General features: G+C 73.2%; 21 protein-coding genes, 2 tRNA genes and 1 pseudogene. 15 read left to right on the top strand and 9 right to left on the bottom strand.

Annotated elements, in window-relative coordinates:
- From C3486_RS12040 to C3486_RS12065, 6 genes and pseudogenes are all read left to right on the top strand, one after another.
- Positions 1-533: pseudogene (locus C3486_RS12040) on the top strand (hypothetical protein); the annotation flags it as partial.
- A complete protein-coding gene (locus C3486_RS12045; protein ID WP_103832632.1) occupies positions 524-2101 on the top strand; it encodes a hypothetical protein in 1578 nt (525 codons plus the stop codon). The pseudogene C3486_RS12040 and the gene C3486_RS12045, both read left to right, overlap by 10 nt.
- A complete protein-coding gene (locus tag C3486_RS12050; RefSeq protein ID WP_258052728.1) occupies positions 2098-3456 on the top strand; it encodes an AAA domain-containing protein in 1359 nt (452 codons plus the stop codon). The genes C3486_RS12045 and C3486_RS12050 overlap by 4 nt, the downstream gene beginning before the upstream one ends.
- Positions 3457-3546: 90 nt before the next feature.
- Positions 3547-3924: a hypothetical protein gene (locus C3486_RS12055; RefSeq protein ID WP_103832633.1), complete on the top strand. Its 378-nt coding sequence runs from the start codon at positions 3547-3549 to the stop codon at positions 3922-3924.
- A 209-nt stretch (positions 3925-4133) separates the two neighbouring features.
- On the top strand, positions 4134-4730 hold the full coding sequence (locus C3486_RS12060; protein WP_103832634.1) for a bifunctional DNA primase/polymerase: 597 nt from the start codon (positions 4134-4136) through the stop codon (positions 4728-4730).
- A 69-nt stretch (positions 4731-4799) separates the two neighbouring features.
- Positions 4800-4873 (top strand) — tRNA-Lys (locus tag C3486_RS12065).
- 68 nt (positions 4874-4941) lie between these two features.
- Here C3486_RS12065 and C3486_RS12070 read toward each other — a convergent pair.
- Positions 4942-6180 carry a M6 family metalloprotease domain-containing protein gene (locus C3486_RS12070; RefSeq protein ID WP_258052729.1) on the bottom strand — a complete coding sequence of 413 codons (1239 nt, stop codon included), beginning with the start codon at positions 6178-6180 and terminating at the stop codon, positions 4942-4944.
- Between the two features lie 300 nt (positions 6181-6480).
- Here C3486_RS12070 and C3486_RS12075 point away from each other — a divergent pair, with 300 nt between their 5' ends.
- Positions 6481-8397: a bifunctional diguanylate cyclase/phosphodiesterase gene (locus C3486_RS12075; RefSeq protein WP_103832636.1), complete on the top strand. Its 1917-nt coding sequence runs from the start codon at positions 6481-6483 to the stop codon at positions 8395-8397.
- Between the two features lie 36 nt (positions 8398-8433).
- Here C3486_RS12075 and C3486_RS12080 read toward each other — a convergent pair whose 3' ends face one another.
- The 3 genes from C3486_RS12080 to C3486_RS12090 all read right to left on the bottom strand — a co-directional run bounded on the left by C3486_RS12080 (position 8434) and on the right by C3486_RS12090 (position 11379).
- Positions 8434-9513 (bottom strand): LLM class flavin-dependent oxidoreductase, encoded by a 1080-nt coding sequence (locus tag C3486_RS12080; RefSeq protein ID WP_258052737.1) that lies wholly within the window; start codon positions 9511-9513, stop codon positions 8434-8436.
- A 171-nt stretch (positions 9514-9684) separates the two neighbouring features.
- Positions 9685-10413: a decarboxylase gene (locus tag C3486_RS12085; RefSeq protein ID WP_103832638.1), complete on the bottom strand. Its 729-nt coding sequence runs from the start codon at positions 10411-10413 to the stop codon at positions 9685-9687.
- A 75-nt stretch (positions 10414-10488) separates the two neighbouring features.
- The gene (locus C3486_RS12090) at positions 10489-11379 is read right to left on the bottom strand and encodes a decarboxylase (RefSeq protein ID WP_103832639.1); all 891 of its coding nucleotides are present in this window, start codon (positions 11377-11379) and stop codon (positions 10489-10491) included.
- 200 nt (positions 11380-11579) lie between these two features.
- Between C3486_RS12090 and C3486_RS12095 the strand changes: the two genes are divergently transcribed.
- Together C3486_RS12095 and C3486_RS12100 are read left to right on the top strand one after the other, a co-directional pair.
- On the top strand, positions 11580-12545 hold the full coding sequence (locus C3486_RS12095; protein WP_103832640.1) for a D-2-hydroxyacid dehydrogenase: 966 nt from the start codon (positions 11580-11582) through the stop codon (positions 12543-12545).
- Positions 12546-12637: 92 nt separating this feature from the next.
- Positions 12638-14059 (top strand): amidase, encoded by a 1422-nt coding sequence (locus C3486_RS12100; RefSeq protein ID WP_103832641.1) that lies wholly within the window; start codon positions 12638-12640, stop codon positions 14057-14059.
- Here C3486_RS12100 and C3486_RS12105 read toward each other — a convergent pair.
- Positions 14040-14561, bottom strand: coding sequence for a DUF3830 family protein (locus C3486_RS12105; protein WP_103832642.1), 522 nt, complete (start codon positions 14559-14561; stop codon positions 14040-14042). The genes C3486_RS12100 and C3486_RS12105 overlap by 20 nt on opposite strands.
- Before the next feature lie 268 nt (positions 14562-14829).
- Between C3486_RS12105 and ehuB the strand changes: the two genes are divergently transcribed.
- The 6 genes from ehuB to C3486_RS12135 all read left to right on the top strand — a co-directional run bounded on the left by ehuB (position 14830) and on the right by C3486_RS12135 (position 19175).
- Positions 14830-15762 (top strand): ectoine/hydroxyectoine ABC transporter substrate-binding protein EhuB, encoded by a 933-nt coding sequence (gene ehuB, locus C3486_RS12110; protein WP_103832643.1) that lies wholly within the window; start codon positions 14830-14832, stop codon positions 15760-15762.
- Positions 15759-16514 (top strand): ectoine/hydroxyectoine ABC transporter permease subunit EhuC, encoded by a 756-nt coding sequence (gene ehuC, locus C3486_RS12115; protein ID WP_103832644.1) that lies wholly within the window; start codon positions 15759-15761, stop codon positions 16512-16514. The genes ehuB and ehuC overlap by 4 nt, the downstream gene beginning before the upstream one ends.
- The gene (ehuD, locus tag C3486_RS12120; RefSeq protein WP_103832645.1) at positions 16511-17161 is read left to right on the top strand and encodes an ectoine/hydroxyectoine ABC transporter permease subunit EhuD; all 651 of its coding nucleotides are present in this window, start codon (positions 16511-16513) and stop codon (positions 17159-17161) included. Before ehuC ends, ehuD begins: the two co-directional genes overlap by 4 nt.
- Positions 17162-17195: 34 nt before the next feature.
- Positions 17196-17966 (top strand): ectoine/hydroxyectoine ABC transporter ATP-binding protein EhuA, encoded by a 771-nt coding sequence (gene ehuA / locus C3486_RS12125; RefSeq protein ID WP_103832702.1) that lies wholly within the window; start codon positions 17196-17198, stop codon positions 17964-17966.
- A 269-nt stretch (positions 17967-18235) separates the two neighbouring features.
- On the top strand, positions 18236-18994 hold the full coding sequence (locus tag C3486_RS12130; protein ID WP_103832646.1) for an IclR family transcriptional regulator: 759 nt from the start codon (positions 18236-18238) through the stop codon (positions 18992-18994).
- A 107-nt stretch (positions 18995-19101) separates the two neighbouring features.
- Positions 19102-19175, top strand: a tRNA-Lys gene (locus C3486_RS12135).
- Positions 19176-19259: 84 nt separating this feature from the next.
- Here the strand turns inward: C3486_RS12135 and C3486_RS12140 are convergent.
- From C3486_RS12140 to C3486_RS12155, 4 genes are all read right to left on the bottom strand, one after another.
- Positions 19260-19853: a lytic polysaccharide monooxygenase gene (locus tag C3486_RS12140; RefSeq protein WP_103832647.1), complete on the bottom strand. Its 594-nt coding sequence runs from the start codon at positions 19851-19853 to the stop codon at positions 19260-19262.
- A 148-nt stretch (positions 19854-20001) separates the two neighbouring features.
- Positions 20002-20418, bottom strand: a complete 417-nt coding sequence (locus C3486_RS12145) for an SsgA family sporulation/cell division regulator (protein WP_258052731.1) — start codon at positions 20416-20418, stop codon at positions 20002-20004.
- A 9-nt stretch (positions 20419-20427) separates the two neighbouring features.
- The gene (locus C3486_RS12150) at positions 20428-21951 is read right to left on the bottom strand and encodes an SPFH domain-containing protein (RefSeq protein ID WP_258052732.1); all 1524 of its coding nucleotides are present in this window, start codon (positions 21949-21951) and stop codon (positions 20428-20430) included.
- A gap of 11 nt (positions 21952-21962) precedes the next feature.
- Entirely contained in the window at positions 21963-23255 is a 1293-nt protein-coding gene (locus C3486_RS12155) for a peptidoglycan-binding protein (RefSeq protein ID WP_103832649.1), read from the bottom strand.
- Positions 23256-23384 lie beyond the last annotated feature (129 nt).

A 23384-nucleotide genomic window follows, 5' to 3' on the forward strand; every position in this document is an offset into this window, starting at 1 on the left:
ACCTCCGCAAGCAGCTGGCCACGACCCGCCGTCAGCTGGCCCGGCTCACCCGGGTCGAGGAGCTGGCCGCCGCGCTCCCCGAGGGCACCACCTTCGACCTGCGGCTCGCGGACGACGGGAAGACCGCCACCCGGCCGGCCGCGGAGCTGACCGAGGCCGTGGGGTCGGTCGGCGCTGCGTACGCACCGGAGTGCCTGGCCGCGTGCGAGCTGGCCTTCCACTGCCGCGCGCGGGCCAGGGAAGCGGGGCTCGTCGAGTCGCTGGGCCGCGGCGTCCGGGGCGAGCTGGGCGGCCTGCGCACGGTCGGCGACGTCCTGGCGGCCGCCTCGGGACCGGCGGCGGACGACGGGGCGACGGACGACCGGGCGGCGGACGGCGCGGAGGACCCCGCGGCCGTGGCACTGCGCCGCGCCGCCGCCCTGCGCGCCGAGGCGCTGGCTGCGGCCCCGCAGGTGCCCGCGGTGCCCGGTCCGGCCGCGCCCCCGGGTGCCGAACTCACCGGGCGGCAACAGGAGGAGGCGGAGTGTCGCTGATCGACGTGCTGGCCCGGCTGGAGGCCGTGGCGGCCGGCCGGGCCACGCCGCTGGCGACCGTGCGGCACCGCCATCTCGCCGCCCGGCCCCTGGTGTTCGTGCCCCTGACGACCGCCGGTGAGACCGGTGCGCCGCTGGGCGCGCTGGTCGGGACGGACCGCGAGCGGCCGCGGCTGCTGACGGTTCCTCAGCCGCGCGACCGCGACCTGCGGTTCGCCTTCTTCGCCGAACTGGCCGACGCGGTCCTGCCGTACGTGGACTCCTTCGCCGACGACGTCGAGCCCGCCGAGCGCAAGGAGACCGATCCGCAGACCGGCAAGCGCGTCACGGTCGAGGCCGAGCTGTGCGCGGACGCGCCGCAGCTGCTCGTGCCGAGCGCGGCGGGCGTGGAGTTCGTCCGGCTGCTGGGCCGGTCCATGCGCTTCCGGCGGACCGCCGAGCAGGACCCGGACACCCCGCATCCCGCGCCGCCCCGCGTGCCGCTGCTCGGCCGCTGGCTCACCCACTTCGGCGAGCGCGCCCGGGTGCCCGGCGCCAGTCTGCTGCTGCCGATGACGGGCCTGCTCGCCCGGCACTGGGCGACCGGCCAGAGCGCGGCCGAGGACCAGCACCTGGGTGCGCTGCTCGCCTGGATCGATCCGCCGGAGGGCGAGTCGGGCGCCGCCGCGGCGCTCCGTGCCGAGACGGCCAGGGACGCGGACGGGCAGCTGCTGTGCCCGCCGGCGGGCCCCGCGACCGATCCGGCGTTCGACAACGGCCCGCTGGCCCCGGCCATCGCGCGGTACGACGCCGGACTGCCCGGCGCGCGCGAGGAGTTCGACGCACTCCTGGCGGGGGTGCTGCGGCCGACGTGGGACGCGGTGTGGCGCGGCGTCGACCTGCTGCGCACGCTGCCCGAGGGGACCAGGGTGGCCGACCGCTGGCGGCGGGACCGCTGGTCCTACACCGCGCACCGGGACCGGGTGCGGGCCGGTGAGCCGCCGCAGCCCCGGCTGGACGACGCGGTCACGGCCGCGCAGAAGCTCGCCTCGCGGGAGACCGCGCAGGCCCAGCTGGACGCGCACGAGGCGCTGGACGACCCGCTGGTGATGGCGGGCCGGCGGCTGACCGGCGAGGCCTTCGCCGGCGAGGTGACCGAGGTCGAGATGGCGATGTCCGAGGGGAAGCGGCCGATGCCGCGGCCCCTGGTCACGCTGCGCACGGGCGACCGCCCCCAGCTGGAGGAGCGGGCGAAGCTCTACCGCCCGCTGGACGGCGGGAAGACGCAGACGGCGGAGTTCGTGGCGTACGTACCGGACCAGCCGGGCACGCTGGTGGTGCGGCTGACCGGCGGCATGGGGCGCGGCAAGACGCCGGAGCCCGGCTCCGTGCCGGAGAAGGGCGACCGGGTGTGCTGGACGCTCTTCGAGCACGCGCCGCGCGGCGGCCCTGAGCTGCCGGAGCCGGAGGACACGCCGTGGACGCACGGCGGGCCGCCGCCCGGCAGCGGTGCCGGCGTCCCGGCCCAGGGCGCCCCGCCCGTACCGCTCCCCGACCCCGACCCCGTGACCGCGGAGGACTTCCTGTGAGCCGCGGAATTCCCGCGCCGGACCGTACGGACTTCGACCCCGGCGCCGCGGCAGCCGCCGCGACCGAGGCGATCCTGCACGACACGCTGCACGGCGACCGGCGCGGCGTCGTCGTGGACTCGCCGCCGGGCGCGGGCAAGTCGACGCTGGTGGTGCGCGCGGCGCGCGAACTGGCCGCGGCCGGCCGTCCGCTGATGATCGTCGCGCAGACCAACGCGCAGGTCGACGACCTCGTGCTGCGGCTGGCCGAGAAGGACCCAGAGCTGCCCGTCGGCCGGCTGCACAGCAGCGAGCCCGGTGCGTACGACCCGGTGCTGGACGAGGTCGACTCGGTCCGTACGGCCGCGAAGGCCGCCGACCTCAAGGGCCTGCCGATCGTCGTGGCGACGGCCGCCAAGTGGGCCTACACGAAGGTGGACGAGCCCTGGCCGCACGCGATCGTGGACGAGGCGTACCAGATGCGGTCCGACGCGCTGCTGACCGTGGCGGGCCTGTTCGAGCGGGCGCTGTTCGTCGGCGACCCCGGGCAGCTGGACCCGTTCAGCGTGGTGGGCGCCGACCAGTGGGCCGGCCTGTCGTACGACCCGTCGGCCAGCGCCGTCTCCACGCTGCTGGCGCACAACCCCGACCTGCCGCAGCACCGCCTCCCGGTGTCCTGGCGGCTGCCCGCCTCGGCCGCGCCGCTGGTGTCGCACGCCTTCTATCCGTACACGCCGTTCCGCAGCGGGACCGGCCACGGCGACCGGCGGCTGACGCTGGGCGTGCCGTCGGACGGCTCGGCGGTGGACCGGGTGGTGGACGAGGCGGCGGAGACGGGCTGGGGCCTGCTCGAACTGCCCGCGCGCCACACGCCCCGCACGGACCCCGAGGCGGTGCGCGGCGTGGCCCTGGTGGTGCGGCGGCTGCTGGACCGCGGCGGCGCGACGGTCAGCGAGCGGGGGCCCGACCCGGCGCCGCTGACGGCCGACCGGATCGCGGTCGGCACGGCCCACCGCGACCAGGCCGCGGCGGTGCGGGCCGCGCTCGCCGACCTGGGCGTCACGGGCGTCACGGTGGACACGGCCAACCGGCTGCAGGGACGGGAGTACGACGTCACGGTCGTGCTGCACCCGCTGTCCGGCCGCCCGGACGCGACCGCCTTCCACCTGGAGACCGGCCGGCTGTGCGTGCTGGCCTCGCGCCACCGCCATGCGTGCATCGTGGTGTGCCGGGAGGGCGTGGCGCAGCTGCTGGACGAGCATCCGTCCACGGAGCCGGTGCAGCTGGGGGTGACGGTGAAGTTCCCGGACGGCTGGGAGGCGAACCACGCGGTGCTGGCCCATCTGGCGGAGCACCGGGTGCCCTGGCGGCCGTAGCCGGGGCCTCGCGGGCGTACGCACGCTGCCGGGGCGTACTTGCGGAGCGCGGGACAATGGGACGCGGCACACGATCCTGGAGGTAGGTACATGTCCGAGCCGCAGCCGGCTCCCGACGGGCGCGGCGCAGCGCCCCGGCGTCTGAAACCGGCGCCGCTGCTCTTCGAGCCGCCCGAGGCGACGGCCGACCCGGAGCACTTCTTCGACCTGGAGTCGATCGAGGACCCGCGCGAGCTGCTGACCCGTTCCACGGAGCTGGCGCTCGCCTTCCGCGCGGCGGCGGACCGGGCGACGGAGTACCAGGCGATGGCGGCGGCGCAGCTCGCCGACCCGCGGCGGTTCGACCGGCTGGCGCTGGCGGTGCTCGCCGAGCGGGCCGACTGGACCGAGGACTACGCCCGCAAGATGGTGGAGTTCGGCCGGTCCCTGCTGCGGGAGGGCGGCAACCGCCCGGACGAGGCCGGCTAGGCCGCCCACCGCGGCCGCCGCGCGGCCCGGCTCGCACACCGGCACCGGCGCACCCGCACCCACGGCGTGCACCGCGGCTCATGGTCGCCCTCGCGTTGATCATGAGCCGTTGGCATATGCGGTCAGAAGATACTCCGGGTCACTCCCCCGTGTCCCGAATTCCGCCGAACCGCAGAAACGGAACCACGTGTACCGGTAAACCTGTCGGCATGAGTGACTGGCCCCAGCCCCCGGCCCCCGATCTGCACCCCGCCTCGTACGTCACGCTCGCCGGCGCCGACTGGCTCGCGTCCGCGAGCCCGCACCCGCGCCGGGTCCACCACCTCTGGGCCACCCATCCCACGGAGCCCAGCGTGCTGCCCTGCGGCACCGTCTTCGACGTGATCAACGCGCCCGCCCTCTTCGGCCGCCGGGTGGCGGACTGTTTATGGGCGGCGGGGCCCGGCTCCGGGCCCGTGGCGATGCACCGCGGCCGGCTGCTGCTGTTCGCCGCGCGCGGCACCGCCCAGCGGCTGCCCTCGCTCCTCTCGTGGGAGGAGTGGGGGCGCGCGGTACCGCCGCTGCTGTGCCACGGCGCCGGCGACGCGGTGAGCATCCCGCCGCTGCACCCCGGCCCGGCCACGCCGGACGCGCCGCTGCCGCCGTCCCGCTGGCTGGTCGCGCCCGACGTGCGGAACCCCTGGCTGCCCGGCCCCGACGTGCTGCTGTGGGCGTGCGTACGGGCCGCGCGCACGGCACCCGCCGAGAGCCCGGCGGCCCCGGACGCCGTACGCGCGGCCCCGTCCGGCGCGGCCGCCCGCCCGTGAGCCGGGCCACGGCGGGGAATCGATTTTTGCCCACCCCGATCAGGGTGCTAAGGTTTTCCACGTCAGCAGGCGCCGCTAGCTCAGTTGGTTAGAGCAGCTGACTCTTAATCAGCGGGTCCGGGGTTCGAGTCCCTGGCGGCGCACAGACAGCGAAGGCCCTCACTCCGGTGAGGGCCTTCGTCGTTGTCCACGGGCCGGCCGGGCCCGCCGGTCACTGCCGGGTGATCCGGACCGTCCAGTCGCCCGCCGCCGTCCGGCCGGTCACCGCGACCCGTACGCCGTCCCCCGCGTCCATGCTCTCGCCGACGCCCAGCGGCGCGTCCGCGAGCGGCGGGTGGACCGAGGCGCCCCAGCAGGCCGAGGTGCCCGGGTGCCCGTCGAGCACCCGCACCGGTCCAGCGCCGGACGCCGTGGCGCCGTCGATCCGGTAGACGAGCACGCCCTCGCGGCACAGGCCCCGGTCGTTGCCCGCCGCGGTCCGCACCTCCACCGCGACCGCGCTGTTCTCCCCGGTACGGGCCACCAGCAGCCGGGGCCGCTGGGCGCTGCCGGGGCGCATCGGAGCGGCCAGCGGGCGCAGGCTGCGTACCGTGCTGCCGGTCGCCGGGGCGCAGTCGACCTGGCGGTCGGTGAGCCAGCCGAGCTTCCACTTGTGCCAGCCGAAGGGCTCGGGGGCCATCCCGAACTGGCTGCCCATGAGGTCCCAGTCCCCCACATAGGTGTCCCAGTCCCCCATGACGTCGGCCGGCCGGTGGTAGAGGTCCGGCAGGTCGAAGACGTGGCCCGTCTCGTGGGCGAGGACGTTGCGGTCCGGCGGGTTGCTCTCGAAGACGGTGACGAAGCGGTGCAGCGGGGCCCCGTCCGCCATCAGCGGCCGGTCGAGGTTGACGACCTTGGTCGCGTCGGAGTCGACGCCGGGCGCCTCCGGGTCGGCGACCAGGTAGACGACGTCGTACCGGCCGAAGTCCACCTGCGCGTCGGCCGCCGCCACCGCGTCGTCGAGATAGGCGCTGCGCCCCGCGGCGTCCCAGTCGCGCTGTATCCCGTACGCGGCGGACGAGCGCGGCATCTTCACCCACTCCCGGTGCACGTGGGCGCGCAGCCGGAACTTGCCGTACGAGGCGGTGCGGAAGAAACGGCTGGTCGCGGGGAAGTAATCGGTGGAGAGCCGGCGCGGGGCCGCGCGCGGCCGGGCGTCCGGGAAGGACAGGAAGATCATGACCGCGTCGAGGGTGTGGGCGGGGCGTGCGTAGGTGCCGTTCCAGGAGTTCAGGCCCTCGGAGTGGTGGACGTCCGTGCGCGGCAGGGCACAGGAGAGGGTCGCCTCGGACGCGGTGGCGGGCGCGGCGACGATGGAGGTGGCGATGAGTGCGATCAGCGACGTGGCGATGGCGGCGAACCGCCGGAACGGTCCGTGGTCCACCCCGTCGGGTGTCGGGGAGTGCTCCACATCGACCTCCCGGAACGCAGTCGGAACATCCCATCCACCCTGTGGGGGTTCGTGGTGCTTCGTCCTGTTCCATGGGGCCAGTTGAGTGACAACAACGCCCCGCTGCGTCATCACACACCGTCACGATCGATCGACCAGCGACAGCTGCCGAACAGAGGTGCACAGAAACCGTCAAACTTCTGCCAACGATGCCGATCGTCACGGTTGTGTTGCTGGCTAGGCCGTCCGGGAAACCTCTATGATCGCCACACTTACACCGCGAATTCCCCTACCCCGAGATCGACCGACCGGACCAGCGCCATGCGGGAGCGAGCAGTGAGCGGACACTCCGACGGCACGAGCCGCGCCTCCGGAGCCACACTGCCCGCGGTCACCCACAGTGACGATCCGGCCAACGAAATCGAAGGGGAGGGCTGCGTGGGCAGCGAGCGCACCGCCACGGACGGCGCCTCCGGCGGCGTCCCCGCGCCCGGTTCCGGTTCCCCCGCCTCCGCCGGCGGCTACCGCGCCGCCTTCGAGGCCGCCCGGCTGCCGATGGCGGTCCTCGGCCGGGACGGACTGGTGACCGCCGCCAACCCCGCCTTCGGCGAGCTGCTGGGCCGGGACCCGCGCACGCTGGCGGCGGCCTCCGCCGCCGACCTCACCGACCTCGGCGGCGACCCGCACATCTGGACCGCGTACCGCGACGTCCTGGCCGGCCGCAGCGACCGGCTGCGCTGCACCCGCCGGCTGAAGCACTCCGGGGGCCACTCGCTCTGGGCCGAGGTGAGCGTCGAGCCACTGCCCGGCGGGGACCGGGTCCTGCTCTCCGTCGCGGACGTCAGCGACCGGCACGACCTCCAGGCCCGGCTGCGCCACCTCCAGATGCACGACCCGGTGACCCGGCTGCCCAACCGGGCCCTCTTCTTCGAGCGGCTGGCCGCCGCGCTGGAGTCGGCGACGTACGACCGGAACGGCACGGGCCGGATCGGCCTCTGCTACCTCGACCTGGACGGCTTCAAGGCGGTCAACGACACCCTCGGGCACCGCGTCGGCGACCGGCTGCTGGGCGCGGTTGCGGAGCGGCTGGCCCGCTGCGGCGAGCGCCCAGCGGGCCGGGCCGGGCGCGGCGGGCAGCTGGTGGCCCGGCTGGGCGGTGACGAGTTCGCGCTGCTGGTCGAGGACTCCACCGGCACCGAGCAGCTGGCCGAGCTCGCGCAGTCCGTGCTGGACGCGCTGCAGCGGCCCTTCGACCTGGCGGGCCAGCGGCTGTCGGTCTCGGCGAGCATCGGTGTGGTGGAGCGGGCCGCGGCCGGTACGACGGCGACGGGCCTGATGCAGGCCGCCGACACCACGCTGTACTGGGCCAAGGCGGACGGCAAGGCCCGCTGGACGCTCTTCGACCCCGAGCGCAACGCGCACCGCATGACCCGGCAGGCGCTCTCCAGCACGCTGCGCCCTGCCGTGGACCGCGGCGAGTTCACGCTGGAGTACCAGCCGCTGGTCGGGCTCGGCGACGGCCGGGCCGAGGGCGTGGAGGCGCTGGTCCGCTGGCGGCACCCGCAGTTCGGCATGCTGCCGCCGAATCGGTTCATCGGATTGGCGGAGGAGAACGGCGCGATCGTCGAGCTGGGCCGCTGGGTCCTGGAGCGCGCCTGCCACCAGGCGCGGGCCTGGCAGCTGGCCCGCCCCGACGAGCCCCCGCTCTTCGTCAGCGTCAACGTGGCGGTCCGTCAGGTCTGGGACTCCGACCTGGTCGCCGACGTGGCCGGCATCCTGGACGAGACCGGCCTCGCACCCGAACTGCTCCAGCTGGAGCTGACCGAGTCGGCCGTGATGGGCTCGGCGGGCCGGCCGCTCCAGGCCCTCCAGGCGCTCAGCGACATGGGCGTCCGCATCGCCATCGACGACTTCGGCACCGGCTACTCCAACCTGGCCTATCTCAGCCGGCTGCCGGTCTCCGTGCTGAAGCTGGACGGCTCCTTCGTCCGCGGCTTCCGCTCGGCGGAGCATCCGAACCCGGCCGACGAGACGATCGTCGAGGCGCTCGTGGCGCTGGCCCACCGGCTGGGGCTGACCGTCACGGCGGAGTGCGTGGAGAACGCCGAGCAGGCCGAACGGCTGCGCCGCATCGGCTGCGACACCGGCCAGGGCTGGCTGTACTCCCGGCCGCTGCCGGCCGACCGGGTGCCCGCACTGCTCACCGGAGCACCGGAGGAACAAGGGGAGCGGGGCTGACGGGGCCCGTCACCGCCCCGGCAGCCCCGTCCCCCGTCAGGCGCCCCCGCCCGGCAGCCCGTACGCGTCCGCGATCAGCTCGTAGGAGCGGAGGCGGGCCGCGCCGCCGTGGGCGTTGGCGGTGATCATCAGCTCGTTCGCGCCGGTGCGCTTGGCGAGGTCGTCCAGTCCCTGGCGGACCGCGTCGGGCGTGCCGTAGATGACGTTGCCGAGCCAGCTCTCGACGAAGTCCTCCTCGACCATGCTGTACGGGTGGCTCTCCGCCTCCTCCGGCGTGGGCACCAGCCCCGGCCGGCCGGTGCGCAGCCGGATCATGGAGAGCGCCCCGGCGAGCACCTGGCGGCGGGCCTCGGCCTCGGTCTCGCTCGCCAGCGCGCCGACGCCGATCAGCGCGTACGGCTCGTCCAGTACGGCCGAGGGGCGGAAGGTCTCGCGGTACAGGTCCAGCGCCGGGATGGTGTTCTGCGCGGAGAAGTGGTGCGCGAAGGCGAACGGCAGGCCGAGCTGGGCCGCCAGCCGGGCGCTGAAGCCGGACGAGCCGAGCAGCCAGACCGGCGGGCGGTGCGCGGACTGGACGCCGCCGGGCGAGGTGGCCTGCACCGGGCCCGGCACGGCGTGGATGCGCGCGTAGGGGTGCCCGTCGGGGAAGTCGTCGTCCAGGAAGCGGATCAGCTCGGCGAGCTGCTGCGGGAACTCGTCCGTGCCCTCGTGCAGCCGGTCGGTGCGGCGCAGCGCGGCGGCGGTGGCGCCGTCGGTGCCGGGCGCACGGCCGAGGCCGAGGTCGACGCGGCCCGGGGCCATCGCTTCCAGGGTGCCGAACTGCTCGGCGATCACCAGCGGCGCGTGGTTGGGCAGCATCACACCGCCGGAGCCGAGCCGGATGGACTCGGTCTGCGCGGCCAGATGGGCGAGGATCACGGCCGGCGAGGACGAGGCGACGCCGGGCATGGAGTGGTGCTCGGCCACCCAGTAGCGGTGGTAGCCGCGCCGCTCGGCGGTCTTGGCGATGTCGGCGGCGGTGCGGACCGCGTCGGTGGAGGTCGCCCCGGCGCCGACGGTCAGCAGGTCCAGGACGGACAGCGGTACGGGCGCTGTGCCGTGCGCCGTGCCCCGGATCTCGTCGTCGGCGCCGGGCGTGCCGGCGGCCCGGTCGGTGGCCGGGGCCGGGCCCCGGCTTGCGTCGTGGTGGCCGCTCACGGTGCGGGTCCTCCTAGGTAGCGGGTCTTCCCCGCGACCAACCGGAGCAGTACTCCGTTTATTCCCGGCGGCCCGTTCCCGGGCCCCCGGTCACTCCTCCCGCCGCGGTCCCGCGAAGAGGGTGCCCAGCTCGGGCCGGAGGATCTCCCGGTCCAGCAGCCGCAGCCCCTCCCACACGGTGACCTGGTTGGCGGTGAGCACCGGCTTGCGCAGCGCCTCCTCCACGGCGGGGAGGTACGCCGCGGTGTGCAGCGCGGTGTCGGGCAGCAGGACCACCTCGGCGTCGGGGTGGTCCCCCGTCCGGGCGAGGTGCAGCACCTCGTCCAGGCCCCATGTGCCCACCTCGGCGGCGGTGATGATGCCGCTGCCGCGGGTCTGGACGACCTCCGTGCCCGCCGACTTCAGGAAGGCGTGGAAGTGCTCGGCGACGTCCTCCGGGTAGGTCGCCGCGATGGCGACCCGCTCGGCCCCCAGCGCCCGCACGGCCCGTGCGAAGGCGAAGGAGGTACTGGACGCCGGCAGCCCCGCGGTGGCCGACAGCTCCCGCACCTGCTCCTGCGCGCCCTCCCAGCCGAAGACGAAGCTGGCGCTGGTGCAGGCCCACACGACGGCCTCCGCACCCTGGTCCTTGAGGTCGGCGACCCCGGCGGCCAGCCGTGCGGCCGACCCCATTTCGAGCAGGGCGTCCACCCGGTGCGCGTCCTCACCGATGTCGGTGTGGACCAGCGGCAGCCGGACGCCGCCGCCCAGGAGGGACTCGATACGGGGATAGTCGTCCTCGGCGGAGTAGCCGGGGTAGAGGAAGCCGACCGTGGCCATGCAGAACTCCCATGCGTGCGTGCGGATGCGGGTGTACGGACCGACGTGCGCTGCTGTTCAGGTGGCGTACGGGCCTCAGGGCTCGTACGGGTCGTCCGGGTAGGGCGGTGCTTCGAGCCCCTCGGACTGCTCGGCCTCCGGTGCCGCGGGCGGACCGGCGAAGGCCGCCTCCGGCTCCTGGCGGTGCCGCGGCACTTCCGGGGAACCGGACAGCGCCGCGGGGCCGCGTCTCGCGACGGGGTCGAGCAGCGCCTGATAGGGGCCTACCGCGTGGCTGCCGATGGCTCGCAGCGCGCCCCACATGGTGACCTGGTTGGCGGACAGGACGGGCATCCGCAACTCGGCTTCCAGCTGCGGGATCACGTCGTACGTGGGGAGGTTCGTACAGCTGATGAAGAGCGCGTCGGCCGCGCCCACCACCGCCTGCCGCGCCATGTCCACCACGTCCCGGTACGGCACCTTCCAGATGTGCCGGGTCAGGCCGAGGTAGGCGCGGCCCGTGACCGTGATGCCGCCTTCCGCCAGATAGTCCTCCAGGGAGTCGGTGACGGACTTGGTGTACGGCGTGACCACGGCGATCCGCCGCGCGCCGATCTCGCACAGCGCTTCCAGCAGCGCCCCCGAGGTGGTCATCGCCGGCACCTCACCGGCCTGCCGCATGGCGGCGCACATGGCGCGCTCGCCCGCCACGCCGCCGACGAAACTGCCCGAGGTGCAGGCGTAGGACACCACCCGCGGCGAGACCGCGGAGAGCGCCTGTACCGCCTCCCGGAGCGTTTCGTGCTCACTGACCAGCCGGGCGAGGTCGAGGGAGACCTCGACCGGCACGAAGGGAGTGCGGGTGAGGTGCAGGGACACGTCGTCGGGGACCCAGCGCCACAGCTCGCGGTCGAGTGCGAAGTCGAACGGTGCAACGACGCCCACGCCGCACTGCGGCTGCGGGCCCCCCAGGAAAGAGACGTCCATGAATGGCCCCTAGAAGAAGAAAAGGGCTAGGCCATTGGCCAGGGATTTCGATACAACCGGCACAAGCCGGGACGTCGGGACAGAGCCGTTGTTGACACGGTAGTTACGGCTTCCTAGCGTGGTCAATCCTCGCATCTCAGGCATCTGTCGGCGCCCCTTTTCATTTAACGGGGCACACGTTTCAGAACGGTTTCTGGCCCATGACCGAAAACACCGTCCTCGTCCTCGGTTCCGAGCCGCCCCCGAAGCTCGACAGATTGTCCGGGCGGGCCCAGGTGATCTTCGCGGACGAGAAGACACTCGCCGACCGCCTTCCCACCGCCGATGTGCTCTTGGCCTGGGATTTCACCTCCGACGCCATCCGTGACGCCTGGGCCGCCGGCGGCCCGCGGCCCGGCTGGGTGCACACCGCGAGCGCCGGCGTCGACCGGCTGCTGTGCCCCGGGCTGATCGAGGACGAGACCGTTGTGACCAATGCCCGCGGAGTTTTCGAGCAGCCCATCGCGGAGTACGTCGCCGGTCTCGTGATCGCCATGGCCAAGGATTTTTATGGCAGTTGGGAGCTCCAACGGCAGCGGCGGTGGCAGCACAGGGAAACTCTCCGGGTGGCCGGTTCCCGTGCGGTTGTAGTCGGTTCGGGGCCGATCGGACGGGCCATCGGGCAGACCCTGAAAGGCCTCGGCGTCAAAGTCGAACTGGTCGGACGGCGGGAGCGGCCGGGTGATCCGCAGTTCGGAACGGTGCACGCGAGCACTGCGCTGGACGGGTTGCTGCCCACCGCCGACTGGGTGGTGTGCGCCGCCCCGCTGACCGAGGAGACCCGCGGGCTCTTCGGCCGGGAAGCATTCGGCCGGATGAAGGAATCGGCCCGCTTCATCAACGTCGGGCGCGGCCCGATGGTGAGCGAGCGGGACCTCGTCGAGGCGCTGCGCGGCCGGCGGCTCGCGGCCGCGGCACTGGACGTCTTCGAGGAGGAGCCGCTGCCGGCGGAGAGCCCGCTGTGGGACGTGCCGGGCCTGATCGTCTCCCCGCACATGAGCGGGGACACCCTCGGCTGGCGGGACGCGCTCGCCGAGCAGTTCGCGGACAACTACGACCGCTGGGAGGCCGGCGAGCCGCTGCTGAACGTCGTCGACAAGCGGCTGGGGTACGTGCCGGTGCAGTAGCCCCCGCCGTACGCAGCCCGCCGCGCCGCCGCGCCCGGCCACCGGCCGGAGCCGGAAATTCCGCACACTCCACTCCCCCGATGGAGGGCTTGATGACCCAACTGGCGGACCTCACAGCACTGCGGCTCACGGCCGGCTACGCGGCCGGCGAGTTCTCCCCGGTCGACGCGGCGCGGGCCGCGCTGGAACGGGCGGAGCGGGTGCAGCCGCACGTCAACGCCTTCACCCGGCTGGAGGCCGACGAGGCGCTGTCCGCCGCGAAGGAGTCGGCGGAACGCTGGCGCGCCGGCACACCGGCCGGGCCGCTGGACGGCGTGCCGGTCACCGTGAAGGACATCTTCCTGATGCGCGGCGGGCCGACGCTGCGCGGCTCGCGGACCGTCCGGGCGCAGCAGGCGTGGGACGAGGACGCGCCCGCCGTGGCCCGGCTGCGCGAGCAGGGCGTGGTCTTCATCGGGAAGACGACGACGCCGGAGTTCGCCTGGAAAGGGGTCACCGACAGCCCGCTCCAAGGGGTGACCGGCAATCCGTACGACCCGTCGCGCACGTGCGGCGGCTCCAGCGGGGGCAGCGCGGTGGCCGTGGCGCTGGGTGCCGGGCCGCTGAGCCTGGGCACGGACGGCGGCGGCTCGGTCCGCATCCCCGCCTCCTTCTGCGGGATCTTCGCGCTCAAGCCGACGTACGGGCGGGTCCCGATGTACCCGTCGAGCCCGTTCGGGACGCTGGCGCACGCGGGTCCGATGACGAAGGACGCGGCGGACGCCGCGCTGATGATGGACGCGATCTCCCGGCCGGACGCGCGGGACTGGTCGCAGCTGGCCCCGGTGTCCGGCTCCTTCGTGGAGCAGCTGTCGGGTCCGGTGGCCGGGCTGCGGGTGGCGTACAGCCCCACGCTGGGCTGGGACGTACCGGTACGGCCGGAGGTCGCGGCGGCGGTCCGCCGGGCCGTGGAGAAACTGGCGGAGCTGGGCGCGCACGTGGAGGAGGCCGACCCGGGGGTCGAGGACCCGGTGGAGGCGTTCCACACGCTGTGGTTCAGCGGTGCGGCACGCGTGGTGCAGCCGCTGGGCGAGGAGGCGCGCGAGCTGCTGGAGCCGGCGCTGCGCGAGGTGTGCGAGCAGGGCGCGCGCTACAGCGCGCTGGACTACCTCGCCGCTGTGGACGTGCGGATGGCGCTCGGCCGGCGGCTGGCCCTGTTCCACGAGCGGTACGACCTGCTGGTCACGCCGACCATGCCGATCACGGCGTTCGAGGCCGGCGTGGAGGTGCCCAAGGGGTCGGGGCAGGAACGCTGGACGAGCTGGACGCCGTTCACCTACCCGTTCAACATGACGCAGCAGCCCGCCGCGTCCCTGCCCTGCGGGGTGGACGGCGACGGGCTGCCGATCGGGGTGCAGCTCGTCGGAGCACGGCACGCGGACGCACTCGTGCTGCGCGCCGCGCACGCCCTGTACGGGGCCGGGGTCGCGGACGTCCCGGCCCCGGCCCTCCTCGCTACGCCCGGCGGAAGCTGAGGGTCTCGCCGAGCGCGCCGGCCCGCCAGAGGTCCTGGCAGGCGTCGGCCATCCGGTCCAGGCCGTCCACGACCGAGCCCCAGACGATGCCGGGGACCCAGCCCGCGTCGCCGTTGATCAGCAGGTTGTTGCGCTCGTAGAAGAGCGCGAGGTCGACGACGGTGGCGCGGCCGGCGTGCGCCGCCTTGCCGCCCTGCCGCTCGGCCGCCGCCTCGTACCCGTACGAGGAGGTGGCCAGCTGGGTGTCGGTGAAGGTGAAGTAGCACAGGTCACCGGGGATGGGGGTGATCGTGGGGTTCTCCAGCGGCGGCTCCTCGGGGGCGAAGGGCGGCACCAGGGCGTAGATCTCGTTGCGGGCGTACTTGGCGTGGTAGACGTCGCCGCCGAGCGGCAGCGCGTCCCAGACCGCGGCGCATGTGACGGGCGCGCGGTCGTCGAGCAGCTTGGCCGTGCAGCGCACGCCGCGCTTGTCCAGGGAGACCTCGATGAAACGGTCGGCCATGATGACCCCTCTTGGTTGATTACCATGCTTACCGGTCACTGCCGGTCATTGGTGATGTATCACCCGGCATTCCGAGCGTAGGGCGTCCACGGACACTTCCCACGGGACTCGGGGGAAGTCATTCCCCTTCCGCCCCAAACGCCCCGCGCACAGCGGTGGTTACTCGGACTTTCCCCCGCAACACGGTGTAGGACCCCTTCGATACCGGAAGCATCAAGGGCCGGAAACGATCGGCATAGGTTCACCCGCTTCGGGTAGTCGCGCGCCCATGGCTCCATCAATGGGGAACACCAAACAAAACGGACGAAGTTCGGGAAGCGGCCTCCGTCGCCGCACGCTGCTCGCGGGGGTGGCGGCGCTCGGCGCGGCGGGTGCGATGGGCGCGACGAGCGCCTGCAGCCGGGTGTCGACGGCCGACACCGGCGACGGCGGACATCTGCTGGAACAGCTGCGTGCCAAGGGCACCGTACGGCTGGGACTGGCGGGCGAGCAGCCCTACGGCTACATCGGGAAGGACGGGAAGATGACCGGCTCGGCGCCGGCCATCGCCGAGCGCATCTTCAAGCGGCTGGGCGTGCCGAACGTCCAGCCGTTCGCCACGGAATTCAGCTCGCTCATCACCGGCCTGAATTCGCTGCAGTTCGACGTCGTGGCGGCCGGAATGTACATCAATCCGGAGCGTTGCGAGCAGGTAATTTTCGCCGATCCCGAATACCAGATGCTCGATGCCTTCATCGTGCCGAAGGGGAATCCGAAGAACCTGCACACCTACAAGGACATAGCCAGGGCCGGCGCCCACATGGCCACGGGCGTCGGTTACGCCGAGATCGGCTACGCCAAGGAGGCCGGGGTCAAGCACATCACGACCCTGCCCGACCAGCTGGCCGGGCTGCTCGCGGTGGAGCAGGGCCGGGTCGACGTGTTCGTGGGCACCGCGGTGACCGTGCGCAACGTCGTCCGGGAGACCGATACGAAGAAGGCCGAGGCCACCCAGGAAGTCACGCCGTACGTGGGCGGGAAGCCGGTCATCGACGTCGGCGGCTTCGCCTTCCGCTCCCCGGAGACCAACCTCCGGGACGCCTTCAACCGCGAGCTGCACAAGATGAAGAAGAGCGGCGAACTCCTGGACGTCATGCGGCCCTTCGGCTTCACCAAGGACCAGATGACGACCATCACCGCTAAGGAGAAGTGCAAGCCATGAGCGAAATCAGCTGGGGTTTGTGGAAACTCCTCCTCCAAGGCGTCTGGCTCACCGTCCAGCTGACGGTCTTCAGCGCCGCACTCGCCGCCGTGGTCGCCTTCGTCATCGGTCTGGCGCGTACCCACCGGCTGTGGATCGTACGCTTCCTCTCCGGCGCGTACTTCGAGATCTTCCGCGGCACCTCCGCGCTGATCCTGATGTTCTGGATCTTCTTCGTGCTGCCCATCGCCTTCGGCTGGCAGCTGGTCCCCCTGTGGGCCGCCGTACTGGCCCTGGGCCTCAGCTACGGCGCGTACGGGTCGGAAGTCGTACGCGGCGCGGTCAACGCCGTCGCCCCCGCCCAGCGCGAGGCCGGTATCGCACTCAGCTTCAGCCCCGCCCAGCAGCTGCGGAAGATCATCCTCCCGCAGGCCTGGCCGGAAATGGTCCCGCCGTTCAACAACCTGCTGATCGAGCTGCTGAAGGGCACCGCGCTGGTCTCGATCATGGGGGTGGCGGACATCGCCTTCGGCGCCTCGCTGGTGCGCAACGCCACCGGCCAGAGCGCGCCCGTCTACACGATCATCCTCGTCATGTACTTCGTCCTCGCCTTCCTGCTCACCCGCGGGATGCGGGTCGTGGAACGGCACGCCAAGGCGGGGATCGGCAAGGCTCCGGAGAAGCGCGTGGGCCTGCGCAGCAGGCTCAGCCCCGACCAGGTCGGTGACGTGGCCCGCTCCGGCGCGGCCCCGGCAGGAGGTGCGGGCCAGTGAAGTGGGACTGGAGTTCCGTCGGCGACTTCATGCCGATGTTCTGGCACGGCCTGCTGGTCACCCTGGAGGCCCTGGCGCTCGGCTCGCTGATCGCCTTCGTCCTCGGACTGGTCTGGGCGATGGCCCAGCGCTCCGAGCACGCCGTGGTGCGCTGGCCGGTGGTGGGAGTCACCGAGTTCATCCGCAACACGCCCCTCCTCGTCCAGCTGTTCTTCCTCTACTACGTACTGCCCGAGTGGGGAATCACGCTCTCGGCGCTGACCACCGGCGTGATCGGCCTCGGCCTGCACTACTCGACGTACACCGCCGAGGTCTACCGCGCCGGCATCGACGGCGTCCCGGTGGGCCAGTGGGAGGCGGCGACCGCGCTCAGCCTGCCGCGCACCCGGACCTGGGGCGCGGTGATCCTGCCGCAGGCGATCCGGCGCGTCGTGCCGGCGCTGGGCAACTACGTCGTCGCGATGCTGAAGGACACCCCGATGATCTTCGTGATCGGGGTGCTGGAGATGCTCGGCGAGGCCCGCCAGTTCTCCTCGCAGACCTTCCACACCCTCGAGCCCTACACGATCGTCGGCGTCGCCTTCATCGTCATCGCCTACCCGGCTTCCCTTCTCCTGCGAGCCCTGGAGCGTCGTCTTGTCCGCTGACAGCAACCTCTCGAAAGCAACGGTCAACCCGGCGGTGGACGGCAGCGAGCTGATCCGCTTCGACCGCGTCACCAAGCGGTTCGGCACCAACACGGTCCTGGACTCGCTGGACTTCACGGTCTCCTCCGGCAAGCACGTCACCCTGATCGGCCCGTCCGGGTCCGGCAAGACCACGATCCTGCGGCTGCTGATGACGCTGCTCAAGCCGGACGAGGGCACGATCAAGGTGGGCGGGGAGTACCTCACCCACGAGAAGAAGGGCGACAGGCTCGTCCCGGCCGGCGAGAAGCACACCCGCGAGGTGCGCAAGCACATCGGCATGGTCTTCCAGCAGTTCAACCTCTTCCCCAACATGAAGGTGCTGCGCAACGTCACCGAGGCGCCGGTGCACGTCCTGGGGATGTCCAAGGAGGCGGCCGAGGAGCGCGCCCACGAACTGCTGGACCTGGTGGGCCTGACCGAGCACATCGACAAGTACCCCACCCAGCTCTCCGGCGGCCAGCAGCAGCGGGTCGCCATCGCGCGCGCCCTGGCCATGCGGCCGCAGGTGCTGCTCCTGGACGAGGTCACCTCGGCGCTCGACCCGGAGCTGGTGGCCGGTGTGCTGGACGTGCTGCGGGACATCGCGCACACCACGGACATCACGATGCTCTGCGTCACGCACGAGATGAACTTCGCCCGGGACATCTCGGACGACGTGCTGATGTTCGACGCGGGCCGGGTGATCGAGTCCGGACCGCCGGAGAAGATCTTCACGGAGCCCGAGCACGAGCGGACCCGGGAGTTCCTCAGCGCGGTGCTCTGACTCCGCGCGCACGGCCCGCCGCCCCGGGAGCGGGGCGGCGGGCCGTTCTCCGGCCCAAGGCTATGACCTCGGCATATGCCGCAGTGGTGAAGCGCTGAACAGACAGGGTACCGAACGCCGATTTTCACTCAAGACCCCCTTCTGTCCGCCAGGTTGGCCGCTATCGTGGTACGAGCCCCGCCACCCGGGAAGGCCGCAGCGACGCGTGCCGTCCGTGACGGGCGGCGACGGTGACGATGCAAACGGTCACAACCTGCTAGGGGGACACCGTGGCGCCGACGCACGAGCCCACCGCGCCTTACCACTCGGTGCGCTACGCACTCCGTGTGCTCGAAACGGTTTCCCGGCACGCCACCGGCACGACCGACACCCAGATCGCCCGCGAGACCGGACTGCCCACGGCCCACCTCACCCACATGCTGGCGATGCTGCGCCGCGAGGGCTATCTGGAGCAGCTGTCCGACGGCGCGTACGTGGTCGGGGAGTCGCTGTCCGTACTGGGCGGCGGCGCCGGAAAGGCCCAGGCACTCAACGACAAGCTGCAGAGTTCACTGGACGAGCTGCGCGACTCCGTCGGCGCGGCGGTCTACATCAGCCGCTACATCGACGGCGAGGTGCGCATCCTGCACTACGCCGACGGCCCGCAGGCCCCCAAGGTCAACGAATGGGCGGAGTTCCACCGCACGGCGCACGCGAGCGCGATGGGCAAGTGCCTGCTCGCCCAGCTCGACCACGACGGCCGGCGGGACCACCTCTCCCGGCACAAGACGGCCCGGCTCACCTCCCGGACGATCACCAACGAGAAGGTCCTCTTCCACAAGCTCGACAGCCAGCCGGCCTCCGTCCCCGTCCTGGACCTCCAGGAGTACGCCGTGGGCACGGTCTGCGCCGCCGTCCCGATCACGGCCGGCGCGACGGTGGGCTGCCTCGCCCTGTCCATGCCGCTGGAGAACGCCCACCGGCTGCGCAAGGCGGCCGACACCCTCAACCGCAGGGCGGCGCCGGTCCTGCTCTCGCTGGCGCTCTGACCCGCGCGGCCGGGGCGTGCGGCCCGCCGGGCGGGGTGCCCTGTGTGGCCGGGGCCACATGGTCAGGAGCACCCCTGAGGACCAGGTAGTATTTACGTCGTCAGCAGGCGCCGCTAGCTCAGTTGGTTAGAGCAGCTGACTCTTAATCAGCGGGTCCGGGGTTCGAGTCCCTGGCGGCGCACAGACAAGGCGAAGGCCCTCACTCCGGTGAGGGCCTTCGTCGTATGTCCGCGGGAGCCGCACCTCACGCGCGCCGGACGGTCCGCTACGACAGGTTGACGTCGGCGCAGGAGTAGAAGGCGTTCCCGGTGTCGGCGATGTTCCAGACGCCGAGGATCATGTGCCGGCCCGTGTGGCCGGTCGGTACGGTGCCCTGCTGGCTCCAGACCTCCGGCGGCTGCTTGCCGCCCATCGGCACGGTCATGAAGGGCTGCGACTCCAGGGCGGCCCGGGTGAGCGGCTTGCTCGGGTCCCAGCCCTGCTTGGTGATGTAGTACCGGAAGTCCGTGGTGGCGTGCCGGGCGGTCATCTTCCAGGTGAAGGTGAAGCCCTGGCCCGCCTTGAGGTTCGTGGCGGGCCACTTCCCGCCGCGCGGGTCGTCGAGCTCGGCGAACCCGGAGTTGCCGCCGGCACAGATCTTGCCGTCGGCGGGGCCCGCTGCCGGGAAGCCCTTGGGGCCCTCGACGCTCTGCGGTTCGTACTGGATGGCGCCGCAGTCCTTGACGGTGCCGGCGGCGCACAGCGACTGCCGGCTCGGGGGCTGGGTGCCGTACCCATGACTGGCGGCGCTGCCGGTGGCGAGCAGGGAGGCGCCGGCTATGCCGAGGGCGACGACGGTGACGCTGACCTTCTTGCGCATGCTTCGCTCCTGAACGTGGGGGAGGGTTCGACGAGCCGTGCAATGGTGGTCTAGACCAAGCCGCAGCGTAATGACGGCAGTTGCACTTGTCCAGACCAATTGCCGATCCGCTCGTCACCCCTCCCCGCCCCCCGTTCAGCCGGACGTCTCAGTTCCGTTCCGCGAACAGCCGCGCCAGATGGGCGTCCAGGTCCAGGTGGCGGCCCTCCTGCCCGGGCGGCACCACCTCCGACGTCGCCCGCACCCACGCCGCCAGGTCCGTGGCCTCGGCCGTCAGCGCGCACTCGCTGCCCGGGGCCCGCAGCTCGATGTGGACCCGGCGCAGCCCGACCGAGTCCCGGAAGGGCCGCATCCGTACGTTCCCCTCGCCCGCCGGGCCGCGCAGCCCGGCGAGCAGCAGCTCCCGCGCAAACACCCAGGTCGCGACCGTCCGGCCCTGGCTGACGAAGGCGACCCTGACCTCGAACGGACGGTCACTGCGGTAGCTGAACCGGCCCGCCACCGGGACGACGGTGTCCGGTCCGAGCAGCAGCTGCAGTTCGAGGGTGCGGGTCGTGGCGGCCACCACGGCGCCTCACTCCTGCGCCGCCGCGCTGCCGCGGGCGGTGTAGAACGCCACGGTCAGGTCCTTGACCAGCGCCTTGCGCTCGTAGTCGTCCAGCTCCACCAGGCCCCGGCTGGTCAGCCGCCGTACGGTGTCGTCCACCGCGTCCACCACCGAGGTGAGCACGGCGTCGCGGTGCCGGGCGTCCAGCGCGGCGACCTGCCGGCGGTGCATCGCGGCCGCCACCTCCGGCGCGTACTCGATCCGGGTGGGCTGCGCGGAGAACACCTCGATGCCCACCGGGCGGCAGTCGGCGGCCAGCTGCGCGGTCAGCGCGTCGCCCACCGCCTCCGCGTCCCAGATGCTCGGCCCGTCGTCCTTCTGGAGCACAGGTCCGCCGGCCCGGGCCGGCGGGGCGTCGGCAGGCAGCCGGCCGAGCACCCGCGCGGTCGCGGCCTCCACCTGTTCCCGCAGGTAGGTGAGGTGGTCGTCGACTTCGTAGCGGGCCCGTGCGGCGTCCACGACCCGCCACACCACCAGCACGACGGCCCGCAGCCGCACCCCGGACGCGTCCACCGCCGGGATCGGCTCGCTCCGCCAGTGGCGCAGCCGTACGTCGATCCGGCGGCGGCGCAGCACCGGGCTGATCCACACCAGCCCGGTCCGCCGGACGGTGCCGCGGTAGCGCCCGAAGCGGCTGAGCACCCAGGCGCTGCCGACCCGGCCGCGGGCCAGCCCGCCGAGGGCGAAGAGCGTGGCCGCGCACCCCAATGCCAGCAGCGCGGCGTCACGGAGCGGCAGCGCCGTACGGTCCCGCGCGGGCAGGTGCAGCAGGCGCCCGGCCTGCGCGGGCAGCATCCCGTGCCACCACAGCAGCGCCCCGCAGCAGGCGGCAGCGGCCAGTCCGGCCACCAGCGCCAGGCCGCCGGGGAGCGAGGGGCCGCGCCGTTCGGCCAGGTACGGGTCCTCGGCGGGCGCGCGGCGGGCGCCGGACGCCACGGGAGCGGCGGGGCGCGCCGCCGGGTCCCCGGTGCTCAGTTCCGGCCAGGTCGGCGTCCCGGCGGGGGCGGCCGGCGAGGCCACCCGGCTGCCGGCGTCGACCACACCGAGGGCATCGCTGAGGACGGCGCGTTCGGCGGTGTCGAGCAGCTCGTCGGCGGCCTCGATGCCGGCCGTGGGCGGCAGGTCGTCGGGCCCGGGGTCCGGCGCCGGCTCCGGGGTGGGATCGGGCTCGGGCCGCGGGACGGGCGCCGGGTCGGGCATCGGCTCCGCCGCACCCGCCGCCCAGCCCGGGACCGGCGGCCGGGCGTCCTCGGGCGCCGGGTGCCGCACCTCCGCGCCGGCCGCGTCCGCCGCCCGCACCCCGTCCGGGCCCGGTGCCGGGGGCGCGCCGCCCGACGGCACCCCGAATTCGTCCACGAAGGGCAGCCCGGTGTCCGGGTCCATCAGGGGGACCATCCGCGGCGCAGCCCCGAACCCCCGTGCCGCGCCGCCCGCCGGCTCCGCCGGGAAGGCGGCCTCCGGCTGTCCGCTGTCCGTCGTTCTGCCTGCCATGAAGTGCTCCGTCATTGGAAGAGTCGCCGCCAGGTCTCGGGGCCCGGGTAGCCGTCGGCCTCCCGGCCGCGCCAGCCCTGCGCGCGCTGGAACGCCTCGACGTTCCGCCGGTCCGCCTCCGTCCAGCGCGGTCCGGGGCCCGAGTGGTAGTGCTTGCCGTAGCCCTTCTTCACGAGCTGCCGGCCGAGCTGGGTGACGTACGTGCTGGAGTGGCCGGGCCGGAAGTGCCGGACGCCGGGGAACCCGCCGCCCCGCGCGCCCCGGTCGCCGACGTCCCGGCCCTTGCCGCCGGTCAGGTACGCCCAGGTGTCGGGCCCGGGGATGCCGTCGGCCTCGCTTCCGCGCCAGCCCTGCGCGAGCTGGAAGGCCCGGGTGGCGTCCCGGTCCGCCGAGGTCCAGCGCGGGCCGGGGCCCGCGTGGTAGAACGCGCCGGCACCCCGGGCGACCAGCAGCTTCCCGAGCCGGGTGACCCAGGAGTTGTCGGCCCCCGGCCCGAAGTGCCCCAGCCCCGGGAAGGAGTCCGGCATACCGTCCGGGAGGTCGATGTCCGGCATCCCGGTGTCGGGCACCCCGCCGTCGGCCAGGTTCCGGTAGCGGTAGGGCACGTATTTGTCGGCGTTGCTCCAGTAGGCGTACGGCGTGACCCGCTTGCGTGCCTGCTTCGGCGCCAGCTCGTACGCCACGTACTTCTTGTGCGCGCCGTCCGCCCAGCCGCCGAAGATCGTCACGTGCGAGCCGGCCGAGGGGTTCGCCCGGTTGTGGTACAGCAGGATGTCGCCGGGCTTCAGGTCGTCCTTCGTTATGCGTACCGCGTACCGGCTGAGCGATCCGGTCCACTGGTTGCTGCCCAGGCCCCAGGCCATCGAGACGAAGCCCGAGCAGTCCTCGCGGTAGCCGTCGGACCAGAAACCGTTCATGTTGTACGGCACCCGCGCCGCGATCCAGCTCTTGGCCCGCGCGATGATCTGCGCGCGAGTGGTGCTGCGCGGCTCGCCCGCGGGCCGGGCCCGGCCACCGCCCGCCCCGCCGTACAACCCGCTGACCTGGCCCTGCGGCACCTGCGCCGGCTCCGCGTCGGCGGCCGGGCGGGGCGCAGGACCGGTGGGGTGCAGCCCCTCGGCGGCCGGGGAGGCGAGGACCGTGCCGGCGGCCGCGGCCAGCACCAGCGCGCGGCGGGCGCCGTGCGCGGCGGGGTGGCCGCCGTCCCTGAGCCCCGCGCGTGCGAGGGTGCGCCGCCGCTCGGCGCAGCCCGCGCACGGGCAGTCGTCAGCGGGCTCGAATTCGACGAACACCGGCACCGTCATTCCCGTTCCCCTTCCGGCCGTTTCTTCCTCATAGGCCCCACACCGGCACAGCTTCTCAACTACCGGCACATAACGCATGCTGACGGTGCAACTGATGACCACGCATACGGAAACACCCTTCCCCGGCGC

This window comes from Streptomyces sp. Ru73 (genome assembly GCF_002920575.1).
Classification (GTDB): domain Bacteria; phylum Actinomycetota; class Actinomycetes; order Streptomycetales; family Streptomycetaceae; genus Streptomyces.